The sequence below is a fragment of the Clostridium celatum DSM 1785 genome, assembly GCF_000320405.1.
In the GTDB taxonomy this organism is placed as follows: Bacteria; Bacillota; Clostridia; order Clostridiales; family Clostridiaceae; genus Clostridium; species Clostridium celatum.
The window spans coordinates 1-14736 of sequence record NZ_KB291650.1; the positions used below are offsets into that span (position 1 = coordinate 1).

Consider the following 14736-nt stretch of genomic DNA (forward strand, 5'->3'; position numbering starts at 1 on the left):
ATAAAATAATTATTTTCCTCCTACTCGATTTTGGGGGTGATATTATGGATTCGTATCTGAGTAGAAATATTAATTATGTAAAAACTAAATACAGATTATATAGGAAATTAGTCATAAATATCAGTAATTTAAATTAGCTTAATTATTTAAGAATATTATTTTAGATGTCTTATTTCCTATGTAAATATGGAGGTAGGCTATGAAATTAAATATGAATAAAGAAGAGCTAAGAAAGTTTTTATTACATGCTCCACAAAGCAGCATTATTAAATATGTAGAAAATATACACCCAGTGGATGTTTTAGATGTATTACATGAAAATGTAGATGATAGAAAAGATATATTGAATAGATTGCCAGAAAAGTTTATTGCAGATATACTTGATGAAGCTGAAATTGATGAAAAATATGAAATATTAATGGAGTTTTCAGAAAACAAGCAAAAAAATATAATTGAAGAAATGTCATCAGATGAGTTAACAGACTTACTTGGTATTTTAGATGAAAATAAGGCAAATAAGATATTAGCAAAGATGACAGATGAAGATGCAAGAGTAGTAAGACAATTATTGAGTTATGCACCAGATACTGCAGCGGGAATAATGGCTACGGAGTTTATATCATTAAAAACAGATATGACTGTTTGTGAGACTTTAAAATATTTACAAAAATATGGTCAAGAAAATGAAAATATAGATGATTTATATGTTGTAGATAAGTTTGATAAACTTAAGGGGATAGTATCATTAAAGGAACTTGTAACTAAGGACTTTGACACTAAGATTTCAGATATAGTTCATACTAAAATAGAAGGAATACTTTTTAATACTGACCAAGAAGAAGTAGGACATAGATTTGAAAAGTATGGATTTTTAACAATGCCAGTAGTTGATAACTCTAATAGATTACTTGGAATTGTAACAGTAGATGATGTTATGCAAATATTAAGAGATGAAACTACAGAGGATATACATCGTCTTGCAGGAATAGATGAAGGCGAAAAGGTAGATGGAACATTAAAAGAATCTATAAGAAGTAGATTGCCATGGCTTATTATTAACTTAGTTACAGCAATTTTAGCATCTTCAGTAGTAGGTATATTTGAAGGAACAATAGAAAAGGTTGTATCATTAGCAACATTTATGCCTATAGTAGCTGGAATGGGTGGAAATGCTGGAACACAAACACTAACAATAATAGTTAGAGGACTTGCACTTGGAGAATTAAATTTTAAAAATATGAAGAAAGTTTTCTTTAAAGAAGTTGGTGTAGGTGTTTTATGTGGAGCCACAATAGGAGTTATAATAGGTGTATTAGGATATATATGGGAAGGTAACTTTATTTTTGGAATTGTAATAGGAGTAGCTATGATTTTAAATATGGTAGTAGCAACTATTTCAGGATATTTAGTTCCAATAGTATTAAAGAAGTTTAAGGTAGATCCAGCATTAGCATCTTCAGTATTTGTAACAACTTTTACTGATGTATTAGGATTCTTCTTCTTCTTAGGATTAGCTACACTTTTCTTAAGATATTTAGTTTAGTATAGATAATTATCTTTATATTTTATAAATAAGTTTATAAAATAAAAACAACCACTTATGTTATGTAAGTGGTTGTTTTAATATATAAATTATATATTAAAGTATTTCTAAAATTTTTACTTCGTAATTATCACCAGGTGCATTTACAGTAACTATATCACCAGCTTTTTTACCAGCTAAAGCTTTACCTAAATCAGATTCAATACTAATAAGCATTTCTTCAGGTTTTGCATCTAAAGTAGTTACTAAAGTTATTTCATCTTCAAAATCATCTTCTAAAAATTTGATTTTTGCTTTACTATTTATACCTAGAATTGATTTATCAACTATTTCATCATCAATAACAGTAGCTGTTGAAATCATAGTAAATAAATATTGAATTCTATTATCATTTTCTCTATATTCTTCACAAGCAGCTTTATATTCTGCATTTTCTGATCTATCACCATGTGCAGCAGCTATAAGTTTTTCTTTTGCTATAGCAGCTCTTTTCACTGTCATTCTATAATCTAATTCTTCCTGTAATTTTTGTATATTTGATTTTGTTAAAATATTATTCATAAAATTAATCGTCTCCTAAAAAGTAGTATTATTATAATATTATATAATAAATATGAAAAAAGAAAAGGTAGTATATAACATAAATAAAAAAACATACAATAATTTATTAATATAATACAGTAAAATATTAATAAATATTAAAGAATAACATTCAAAATCTATGAGTAGGTTAAGAGTGTTATTTTTTATTTATATAAATTATAAAGTTCTTACTTAAATAGCTAGGATTAGATAAGGAAAATAAATGGATAAATACAATATATGTAAATAAATTGCTGAAAAGTATAAAATTATTGTGATGATGATTAAAATGTAAAGGTTTTACAAAAAGTTTGTTAAATATAAATAATGGGATAATTTCAAATAAAATGGAGGAAAGAGGAGAAACTATGATAAGAAAAAATAAAAAAATTATTTCTTTAATTGTTGCATCTACAGTTTTTGTATCTGTAAGTGAAGGTGTATATGGAAATTTTACAAAATTTATTGAAGCCTTTGCAGAAACGAAAGAGGAGTGGAAAAACCAACCTGATGTTTATGAAATAAACAGGGAGGAAGCCCATGCTACATTTGTATCATATAAGGATAGTGCTACAGCATTAGACTATGAAAAGAAAACAATAGCAGAAAGAGGAATTAGAGTTGATTCTGATTATCATATGTTATTAAATGGACAATGGGATTTCAATATAGTAGATAAACCAGATTTAAGACCAACAGAAGTTGGCGAAAATGGTTTTGATACTAGTGGATGGGAAGAAATAAAAGTTCCAAGCAACTGGCAAACACAAGGATATGATTATCCTATATATACAAATATAACAATGCCATGGAAGGGAATAGAAACTCCAGTAGCTGGTGTTGCACCAACTGTATATAATCCAGTAGGAACTTATCAAAGAAGCTTTACAGTTCCAGAGGGCTGGGAAGCTAATAGAAGAGTATATGTATCTTTTCAAGGAGTAGAATCAGCATTTTATCTTTGGATAAATGGAGAGAAGGTTGGATATGCAGAAGATAGTTATACAGCTAAGGACTTTGATATTACTGATTATTTAAGAGAAGGTGAAAATGTAATATCAGTTCAAGTATTTAGATGGTCAGATGCAAGTTGGGTAGAGGATCAAGACTTTATAAGATTAAGTGGTATATTTAGAGATGTTTCTATATATTCAACACCAGAAGTTAGAGTAAGAGATTTTAGTGTAGTAGCAGATTTAGATAAAAATTATGAAGATGCAACACTAGATATTGAGGTGGATTTAACTAATTATTTAAAAAGTAATGATGAATATACTGTTGAAGCAATGATTTATGATGAAGACTTCAATCCAGTATTAGATTCTCCAATATCTGTTTCAACAGATTTTACAGATGCTACAGACTATAATGAAGATGCAACTAGAAAAGTTGTAAATTTAACTCAAGAACTTAAGAGTCCTGAAAAATGGTCAGCAGAAACTCCATATCTTTATACTGCAGTTATTACACTAAAGGATTCAGAAGGAAATGAAAAAGAAGCTGTAAGTACAAAGTTTGGTTTTAAGAAGATGGAAATAGTAAATAGACAAATTCTTATAAATGGTAAGCCTATTTACTTTAAAGGGGTTAATAGACATGAAACAGATCCAACTGATGGTAGAGCAGTTTCTATTGAAAGTATGATAGAAGATATAGAAATAATGAAATCATATAATATAAATTCAGTAAGAACTTCTCATTATCCTAATAATCCAGCTTGGCTTGAATTATGTGATGAATATGGCTTATATGTTGTAGATGAAGCAAATATAGAGTCACATGCTACAAGAGGAACTTCTGATCTTTTACCAAGTAGTAGACCAGAGTGGTCAGCCATGACTTTAGATAGAATAAAGAGTATGGTAGAAAGAGATAAAAATCATGCATCAGTTACTATGTGGTCATTAGGAAATGAAGCTGGAGATGGACAAGCATTTATAGATATGGCAAATTGGATAAGAGAAAATGATCCAACAAGGCCAGTACACTATGAAGGTGATTATAATTCAGAAACAAAAGCATCAGATGTATATAGTATGATGTATTCTCATCCAAATGCTTTAGCATCATATGCAAGCAGAAGTAAACCAGTAATTCTTTGTGAATATGCTCATTCTATGGGAAATAGTATAGGTGACTTAAATTCTTATATGGAAACTTTTGAAGCACATGATAACCTTCAAGGTGGCTTTATATGGGATTTTGTAGATCAAGGATTATACAAAGATATAGAAGAAGAAACGGTTATAAAGGATTCAAGTAAAAATTCTTTTGACGTTACTATTCAAAATGGAACTTTAGCAGAAGGGTTAAATGGAAATGCTTTTAAAGGATATGCTACTTTACCTAATGATTCAAAGCTTAATATTATAGGAAATGCTTTAACTGTTGAAGTATCAGTTAAACCAGAAAATACTACAAGTGATAGCACATTTGTGGCAAAGGGAGACACTCAATTTGCAATTAAAGAAACTATTAATTACAAAAACACAGGAAATAGAGCACTAGAATTCTTTATATATGATGCTAATAAACCAGGAGATTGGACTCAATGGGTAGCAGCAGCAACAACTAATTTACCAGAAGATTGGGTAGGAAATTGGCATGATATAGCAGGGACTTTTGATGGAGAAAGTGTTAAGTTATTTATTGATGGTGTAGAAGTAGCTTCAACTGAATATACAGGAAGTATAACAACTTCTAATTACCCTATAACTATTGGTGGAGATGCACAAGAAAATAGAAGAAGTAATGCTGTAATAGACAATGTAAGAGTTTATAACAGAGCATTATCTTTAGATGAATTAAATGATAAAACAAGGACTCCAGATGATAATTCAGTTTTATGGGTAGATTTTGATAATCTAGAAACAAATAATCCAAGTGGAGATAGTCAATTTATTGCATATGGTGGAGATTGGGGAGATAATCCTAACGATGATAATTTCTGTGCAAATGGATTACTTAATGCAGATAGAACAATAAAGCCACAATTGATAGATGTTAAATATCACTATCAAGATATTGAAATGAAAGATATTGATATTAATAATGGAGTAATTTCTATAGAAAATGAAAGCTTATTTACTAATGTAAGTAAATATGATGCAGTTTGGGAGTTATATCAAGATGGTGAAAGAATTCAAGAAGGAACTTTAGATTTAGATATTGAACCACTTACAACTAAAGAAGTAGTTATTCCATTTACAGCGCCGGAAGCTATTGATAATGGATCAGAATATTTTGTAACTGTAAGATTTAAAGAAAAGGCAGCTACTAAGTGGACAGAAGCAGGCCATGAAGTTGCAAAACAACAATTTGAGGTTAGCTTTACAGAAGAAGGAAAAGATTTTGTTGATGTTGAAGCCATGGAAAATTTAGTAGTAGATGAAAGTGAAACTGATATTAATATTAAAGGGGAAGGTTTTGAAGTTAATTTAAATAAATCAACTGGAAATATTGATTCATTTAAAAATGGTGAAACGGAATTATTAAGTTCACCAATAATTCCAGATTTTTGGAGAACTCCAAATGATAATGATAGAGAAAATGGTATGCCAAGTAGAACAGCAACATGGCAATTTGCAGGTCAAAATAGAACAATAGATAATATTACTGTAGAACAAGCTGATAAAGTTATTACTATTAAAGTAGATTCAACACTTCCAACTTCAACAGCTTCTAAATATACAAATATTATAAATATTTATGGAAATGGTGATGTTGTTATAACTTCAAATCTGGAGCCAGGTTCTTCTAGTTTACCAGAAATACCAGCAGTAGGTATGGAGTTAAAAATGCCAGAAGGTTTTGAAAATATAGAGTGGTTTGGAAGAGGACCAGAAGAAAATTATTGGGATAGAAATATGAGTACAGATGTTGGAGTATATCAAAGTACTGTTGATAATCAATATTTTGACTATATAGAACCACAACAAATGGGTAATAAAACAGATGTAAGATGGGTAACATTAACTAATAGTGATGGTATTGGATTAATGGCTTCAGGAGATAGTGTAATAGAAATGTCTGCACTTCATTATACTGAAGAGGAGCTTAATTCTAAAAAACACTCATATCAACTTGAAAGAAGTAGTGATATTGAAGTAAATCTTAACTATAAGCAAATGGGACTTGGTGGAGATGATGCTTGGGGAGCAAGACCACATGATGAATTCCAACTTAAATCAAATAAAAATTACACTTATAGAATGAGACTTAGAGCAATTAATACAAATGTAGAAAGTGCTATGGATATAAATAAATTAGCATTACCATATGAATTAGCCGATAATCAAGAAATATCACTAAGTGGTTTAAAGGGTAGTAAGCCAGAATTACCAACAAATATCACTGTAACAACTACCGAGGGATTAAGTAAAGAAGCAACTGTAACTTGGAATGAGATAACAGAAGATCAATATAATACAGTTGGAACTTTTGAAGTTGAAGGTACTATTAATGGTACAGATAAAAAAGCTATTGCAACAGTAACTATAAAGGAACTTAAAGATACTACACAAAGTATAAGTGCTAAAATAGGTAATGAAGTTACAATGCCAAAAACTATTTATGTAGATTTTACAGATGATACTAAATTAAATGTAAATGTTAATTGGAATGAAATTGACAACAATATATTTAGTATAGAGGGTGTTCATAGTGTTGTAGGAAAAGCTACTGTAATGGGTGTAGAGGTAGAAGTAAAAGCCAATATTAATGTTGCAGATGGTGATTATACAAGCGATATTGATTGGGTAAGTGCTACTGTAGGATGGTCAACAATAAAAAAAGACTTGTCAAGTGATGGAAATCCATTAAGATTATTAATTGGTGATGAAGTAGTAACATTTAAGAAAGGTATTGGTACTCATACTGATTCTACTATAATTTACAATGTAGAAGGTAAAGGATATAAGTACTTCCAAAGTTATATTGGTAATGATAGAGAAGCAAGCAATAATAGTGATGGTATGATATTCAGAGTATACCTAGATGGAACTTTAGCATATGAAAGTACAAAAATGATGTATAATACTCCAGCAGAATTTATTAATTTAGATATTGAAGGAGTAAAAGAAGTTAAGCTAGAAGCAGATAAAGTTGGGCACAACGGTAACGACCATTCTGATTGGGCAGATGCTATGTTTATTAAAGAAGCAGAGGAAATTATAGAAGAAAATAGCGGCGACTTTAATAACAATGGTAAAAATGATATAGGTGATGTTGCTATGCTTTCTAAAAACTTTGGTAAAACTTCAGAAAGTGAAGATTGGGAAACTGTTAAAATATTTGATATGAATAGGGATAAAAAGATTAACGGTGAAGATATTGCTATATTAGTAGATAAGATTTTAAATAAATAAATTTAAGGAATTTATTGCAATGTAGAGAATAGACTAGAGGATGATTAAAAGACCTCCTTAAAACTAACAATTTTAAGGAGGTATTTTTTATAGTAATGCAAGGAAGTTAACTAATTAAGGGGGAAGTTATAATGAGGAAAAAAGGAGAGTTAAAAATTTATTGCAAAATATTTGTTATAATATTTTTATTTAATATGTTAATATCACCAATAACCAATATTTTTGCTAATGAAGTTAAAGCAGAAGTTAAAGATACTTATGGAATAAATTTAGCCTTAAATAAAGAGGTAGAGGTATCAGGAACAGAAACTTCAAGCCTTACAGGAGATAAAGCTGTAGATGGTGATTATACAGATGATAATTCAAGATGGTCTAGTGCTACAGTTACAGATAGTAATCCACAGTGGTTATATGTAGATTTAGAAAAAGAATATATTATTGAAGAAATAAATATACGCTGGCAAAATTGGGCCTATGGAACTGAATTTAAAGTTCAAAAATCAAATAATGGAGAAGAGTGGACAGATATAGCTTTACTTACTAATCCATTAGGTAAAGATGAGGCTAATAAAAATTTAGTTAATATTGTTGATGTAGAACAAGAAAGTGCTAGATATATAAGAGTATATATAACTAAGAGAAATCAATGGACTTCAGTAAGTATAAGAGAACTTGAAGTTATTGGTTATGAAATAAAAGAAGGTAATATTGCAGAAGGAAAAAAAGCCACTGTATCAGCCGTAGAAAATAATAGTACTGTATGGACAGCTGATAAGGTTATAGATGGGGATAAAGAAAGTGATGATTCAAGGTGGGCAAGTCCTACAATGCCAGTAATACCAACAGAAACAGATACTCATTGGGTATCTATAGATTTTGGAAAAATTGTTGAAATGGATAGCGTAAATATTCATTGGTATAAAAAGGCTTGGGCAGAAAATGCTATTATTCAAATATCTAATGATGGAGAAAACTTTGAAGATATAGAAACAATAATTCATGAAGCTGGAGATACTTTAAATTTAGTTGATACAGTGCAATTTGCTGAAGTTAAAACAGGAAGATATCTAAGAGTATTTATTGCTGAAAGAAATGCAAATGCTTATAATAATGTTTCTATAAGAGAAATAGAGGTTATTGGAAGAGAAAAATATATACCTGAATTAGATATGACTTGTGAACAAGTTATCAATAGTATTACAACATTAGGAGAAATAACTATAGATACTACAGAATTAACTTTACCAGAAGTACCAAGAGGATTTGGTATTAGAGTTAGAGGAAGTGAGTTTGAAAATATAGTTACTAATGATGGAGTAATAACTAGACATAATATAAATGATGCAAATGTATCTATATTATTAGAAGTATATAAAGAAAGTGATGATACTAAAACTGCTACAAAAAATATTGTAGTAACAATTCCGGGAAAATCTTCTTTATATCCTGAAATATTCCCAGAGGTTTCGGAGCAAAATGATGTGCCAAAAGTAATACCAAGCTTACAAGAATGGTATGGTTTAAATGGAAGCTTCACATTAACTGAAAACTCAAGGATATTAATAAATGATGTTAATAATGTTGACTTAAATAAGGTTGCTGATTTATTTAATGATGATTTAAAATACTTTACTGATATAGAATTAGAAGTAGTTGAAGTTTCTTCAGAAGAAGAAGTAAAGCCAGGTGATATTTATATAGAATCTATTGATGAAAATGGCTATGATCTTGGGAAAGAAGGATATTTTACAATTATAGACAATAGTATAAAAATATATTCACCAACGTATACAGGAAATTTATATGGAACAGTTACTTTATTACAAATATTATGGCAAGCAGAGGATGAGTTAAATATTCCTTGTGGAATAATTAGAGATTATCCTAAATATGAGATTAGGGGTGTTATGTTAGATGTAGCTAGAATGCCTATGAGAATAGAATTTGTAAGAGATTATGCAAAGATATTATCTTGGTATAAGCTTAATGAATTCCATTTGCATTTAAATGATAATCAATGGTCTGATGGAGATTATAAGAATCCAGAAGCTTGGAATGATGTATATAATGCATTTAGATTAGAGAGTAAAGAACATCCAGGTTTAAAACCAAGTAACAGTGATTTAAATGATCCATATTATACACAAGAGGAATTTATAGAACTTGAACTTATGGCTATGGATTATGGGATGGAGGTAGTACCGGAAATAGATAGTCCAGCTCACTCGCTTCCATTTACAAAATATATGAGAGAGCTAGGAACTCCAATACACAATACTAAATATTGGTTTGATCATATAGATATAGAAAATGAAGATGGTAAAAATCTTATAAAAGGTTTATTAGATGAATTTATCGATGGAACTGATGAAAATGAGCCAGTATTTTTAGGAAATACTGTTCACCTTGGAATAGATGAATATGATACAAGTGTTGGAGATAAATTTAGACAATATACATCTGAAATGAGTAATTATGTTTTAGAAAAAGGTAAAACACCAAGAGTTTGGGGATCATTAAAGCAATTTTCAGGAACAACAATGCTACCAGAAGGAACTGTCATTGATGTTTGGAGCATGGCTTGGGAAGATGTAAATGCAAGAATAAAAGAAGGTTATGAGATAGTAAATGTACCACAACCATTCACTTATATTACACCTTCAAGATGGCATAAGGATTTTATGAATACTCAAAATGTATATAATAATTGGGAACCAAATGATTTTAATGGAGTTAAGCTACCATTAGGTGAACCACAATTGCTAGGTGGGAAAATGGCAATTTGGGGAGATGAATCTATGGAAGGTATAGTTGAAGCAGATTTACACGAAAGGTTATTACCAGCAGTTGCAACAGTTGGTGAAAAGACTTGGAGTGGTACAAGAGAAGATAAAGATTATCTTGAATTTATGAAGACATTTAATGCGTTAGAGGAAGGTCCTAATACAACAATACAAAATGAAATAGTAAGTGAAAATGAATTAGTAGTAAAATATAATTTTGAAGATGAAACAGCTAGTGATTCAAGTTTAAATAAGTATGATGCAAGTATAGTTAATGGTGAAGTAGTACAGGTAGAAAATAATAAGGTTCTTACTCTTAAAGGAAACACTACTTTAGAAACGCCATTACAATCATTAACTTACCCATATACAGCAACATTTGATGTTAAGGTTGATGAGTTAGGAAAAACAATAAATTTATTTGCAGGATATGATGGTGAATTAAAAATTAAAGAAGATGGAACTTTATCTATAAGAAGAAGCTTCTATGAACAAGATTTTGATTTTAAAGTAAAAGAAGAGGAGTGGAATGAAATAACTTTAGTTGGAACATTCCAAGCATTAGCATTATATGTTAATGGTGAATTTGTACAGCAATTACACTCATATAGAGATCATAGTAATAATATAATAAGTGGACAAGAACTTCATGCAACATTTGTACTACCACTAGAGAAAATTGGGGAAAATCTAAAAGGACAAATGGATAATATTGAAGTTTATAATACAGCAATGCCAGAGGAATGGATAGCAGGGGATAAAAATGCTAAATTGAATTTAGCATGTGGGGCAGATGCATATTCTTCTTCTAATAGCTTACTTTATACTAAAGAATGGAGAGCTGTAGATGGTGATAGTAGAAATGGCGATTCTAAATGGATATCACAAAATAGTGATAATCAATGGTTATTAATTGATTTAAAAGAAGTTAAACAGATAAGTGAAGTCAAATTGTTATTTGCAGAAGCAGCAACAGAATATAAGATATTAACATCCATTGATGGAGTTAATTTTGAAGAAGTTTCTCATATAACAAGCAATACAAAGACAGAAGTTGTAAGTGAATTTGACTTAAAAAATATAAGATATATTAAATTCCAAGGTGTTAAAAGAGGTGGCAATAACGGATACTCTATTTTAGAACTTCAAGCATTTGGAGAAAATGTTCAAGAAGAAAAAAGTGCTGATTTTAATAATGATGGAGTTATTGATTTAAAAGATTTAGCCATTGCATCAAGATACTATGGGCAAAATAATAAAGAGTATGATTTAGATGGTGATGGTAAAGTTGGTATTTATGAACTACAAAAAATAAGCGATATAATTTTATCAGATAACAGAAGAATATAATAATGTAAATAAAAGAAGATATCAAATATATTTTGATATCTTCTTTTATTATTGTTAGATGCTTTTATTTATTTAAAATAGGCTTTATAATATAATAAGGGTTAAATGAGAAATTTTTTAGAAGGATGTAAAATTATGAAAGTAACAATTAAAGATGTAGCCAGAGAAGCGAAAGTAGCAACTTCTACTGTTTCAAGAGTTTTAGCTAATAGTGATAAAATTAGTGAGGAAACAAAGGAAAGAGTAAATGAGGCTATAAAAAAACTAAATTATACACCAAGTATAGTTGCAAGGGGATTAGCAAAAAATAAAACTAGAATTTTAGCTGTGATATTACCACAAGGTGCAGAAAGTTCTTTTGAAAATCCATTTTTTGTTCAAGCTATGAAAGGAATAAGTATGTGTGCACAAAAAGAAAATTATTATATTATGTATACATTTAAAGAAGAAAATGAACAGTGGATTAAGAAGTTTACTGAAGGTAATATAGTAGATGGATTATTTTTATTTAATGCTAAAAGTGATGATAAAACTATTGAGCATTTAAAAAAGAATAAATTTCCTTTTGTTATTATAGGCAGACCAGAAGATATAAAAAATGTTTTATGGGTTGATAATGATAATTTTGAAGCTGTATATCAGTTAACACAAAGATTAATTGATAAAGGCAATAAAAAAATAGCCTTTATAGGTGCAAAGAAAGAATTAAATGTTTCTAAAGACAGATTAAATGGATATAAGCAAGGAATGTTTAGTAGAGGTTTAGAAGTAAATGAAGAATTAATATTTGAAATGGACGATTTTACAGAAATAGAAGGATATAAAGCAGCAAAGTGTATTTTGGAAAAAAATAATGTTTCAGCTTTTATAACTACAGATGACCTTCTTGCTTTTGGAGTACAAAATGCTATAAAAGAAGTAGGAGAAGACATTTCGGTAGTTGGATTTAATAACATTCCACTGGCTAGTTATAGAAAACCATCACTATCATCTGTAGATATTAATTCTGAAAAATTAGGATTTTACGCAGCTAAAATATTAATAGATAAGTTAGAGGGTAAAAAAAATATGGGATATCATGTTATTGAAACTAAATTTATAGAAAGAGAATCAAGTTAAAGAGGATTAAAACTTTGTGCAACCGATTGCATAAATTCATAAATTTAAGAAAAATGAAGATAATCTAATATAATCTTAAAATTTGAAGTAAAATGGTTCGTTTTACTTATTGTAAACAATTTCTTTTGATGTTATTATAAATACATAAGAAAGAGATTGTTTCGATTTTATAAACACAAAAATGGAAACGGTTCCTGGATTAATATTATACAAAGATGAATTAAAAAATATGTACAGAGATTTCTGTACATATTATTTGGACAAGTTATGCAAGCGATTGCATTATAGTGAGGTGTTTATTTATGAAAGAAGTATGGTGGAAAGAAGCTGTTGGGTATCAAATATATCCAAGAAGTTTTAAAGATTCTAATGATGATGGAATAGGAGATTTAAAAGGGATAATATCAAAGCTGGATTATTTAAAAGAATTAGGTATTGATGTTATTTGGATATGTCCAATGTATAAATCTCCTAATGATGATAATGGTTATGACATAAGTGATTATAAAGATATAATGGATGACTTTGGAACTATGAAAGATTTTGATGAACTATTAAATGAAGTTCATAAGAGAAATATGAAACTTATTATTGATTTAGTTGTAAATCATACAAGTGATGAACATAAATGGTTTATAGAATCTAAGTCATCTAAAGATAATCCTAAAAGAGATTGGTATATATGGAGAGAAGGTAAAGATAATAAAGAACCCAATAATTGGGAAAGTATCTTTAAAGGTTCAGTTTGGGAATATGATAAAACTACAGAAGAATACTATTTACATTTATTTACCAAAAAACAACCAGATTTAAATTGGGAAAATAAAGATGTAAGAGAAGCTGTTTATGAAATGATAAATTGGTGGTTAGATAAAGGTATAGATGGATTTAGAGTAGATGCAATCAGCCATATAAAAAAGGAAGAAGGCTTAAATGATATGCCAAATCCAGAAGGATTAGAATATGTAGAATCTTTTGATAAGCATATGAATGTAAATGGAATACATAAGTATTTAGCTGAGTTAAAAGAAAGAACATTTGATAATTATGATATTATGACTGTAGGAGAAGCAAATGGTGTTGATGCAGAGGATTCAGACCTTTGGGTAGGAGATGAAAATGGAAAGTTTAATATGATATTCCAATTTGAGCATCTTCATTTATGGGGAGCTGAAAGTGAAAATGATTTTGATGTAAAAAATTATAAAAAAGTATTAACAAAATGGCAAAAAGCATTAGATGGAAATGGATGGAATGCTCTTTATATAGAAAATCATGATATACCTAGAGTTATATCTACCTGGGGTAATGATTCAGATTATTGGAGAGAGTGTGCTACAGCTTTTGCTCTTATGTATTTTATGCAACAAGGAACACCTTTTATATATCAAGGGCAAGAAATAGGAATGACAAATGTTAAATTTGATTCTATATATGACTATAATGATGTAAAAGGTATAAATATTTATAAACAAAAAATGGAGCAAGGATTGACTGAAGAAGAAGCATTAAAGTTTGTTTGGGCAATATCTAGAGATAATTCACGTACACCTATGCAATGGAATAATAAAGAAAATTCAGGATTTACAAAAGGAAAACCGTGGATTAATTTAAATGAAAATTATAAGACTATAAATGTAGAAGCACAAATAAATGATGAAAATTCAATATTAAACTTTTACAAAAAAATGATTAAAGTAAGAAAAGAAAATAAAACTCTTATATATGGAAGTTACGACTTAATACTTGAAGATGATGACAAGATTTATGCATATACAAGATATATGAAAAATGAAAGATTTATAGTTATAGTTAATTTATCACATGATGAAGTACTTTATTCATACGATGAAGAATTGAAATATGAGAATTTATTAATAAACAACTATGAGGTTGAAAAACATGACGTTATAAAAGAAATAAAATTGAAGCCTTATGAAGCTAGACTTTATAGAATAACTGATTAAAAATTAAGTAAAATCAAATAAAATTG

The 14736-nt window shown here is 28.9% G+C and carries 6 protein-coding genes; 5 read left to right on the forward strand and 1 reads right to left on the reverse strand.

Annotated elements, in window-relative coordinates:
* Positions 1-199: 199 nt before the first annotated feature.
* Positions 200-1543 carry a magnesium transporter gene (gene mgtE, locus HMPREF0216_RS09605; RefSeq protein WP_005213853.1) on the forward strand — a complete coding sequence of 448 codons (1344 nt, stop codon included), beginning with the start codon at positions 200-202 and terminating at the stop codon, positions 1541-1543.
* Between the two features lie 96 nt (positions 1544-1639).
* Here mgtE and HMPREF0216_RS09610 read toward each other — a convergent pair whose 3' ends face one another.
* Positions 1640-2104, reverse strand: a complete 465-nt coding sequence (locus HMPREF0216_RS09610; RefSeq protein WP_005213854.1) for a GreA/GreB family elongation factor — start codon at positions 2102-2104, stop codon at positions 1640-1642.
* A 389-nt stretch (positions 2105-2493) separates the two neighbouring features.
* Here HMPREF0216_RS09610 and HMPREF0216_RS09615 point away from each other — a divergent pair, with 389 nt between their 5' ends.
* The 4 genes from HMPREF0216_RS09615 to HMPREF0216_RS09630 all read left to right on the forward strand — a co-directional run bounded on the left by HMPREF0216_RS09615 (position 2494) and on the right by HMPREF0216_RS09630 (position 14710).
* Positions 2494-7491: a glycoside hydrolase family 2 TIM barrel-domain containing protein gene (locus HMPREF0216_RS09615; protein ID WP_051040693.1), complete on the forward strand. Its 4998-nt coding sequence runs from the start codon at positions 2494-2496 to the stop codon at positions 7489-7491.
* A gap of 131 nt (positions 7492-7622) precedes the next feature.
* Positions 7623-11624: a discoidin domain-containing protein gene (locus tag HMPREF0216_RS09620; RefSeq protein ID WP_005213856.1), complete on the forward strand. Its 4002-nt coding sequence runs from the start codon at positions 7623-7625 to the stop codon at positions 11622-11624.
* 135 nt (positions 11625-11759) lie between these two features.
* Positions 11760-12743: a LacI family DNA-binding transcriptional regulator gene (locus HMPREF0216_RS09625; protein ID WP_040419615.1), complete on the forward strand. Its 984-nt coding sequence runs from the start codon at positions 11760-11762 to the stop codon at positions 12741-12743.
* Positions 12744-13045: 302 nt separating this feature from the next.
* Complete coding sequence (locus tag HMPREF0216_RS09630) at positions 13046-14710, forward strand: glycoside hydrolase family 13 protein (protein ID WP_005213858.1); 1665 nt, start codon at positions 13046-13048, stop codon at positions 14708-14710.
* Positions 14711-14736 lie beyond the last annotated feature (26 nt).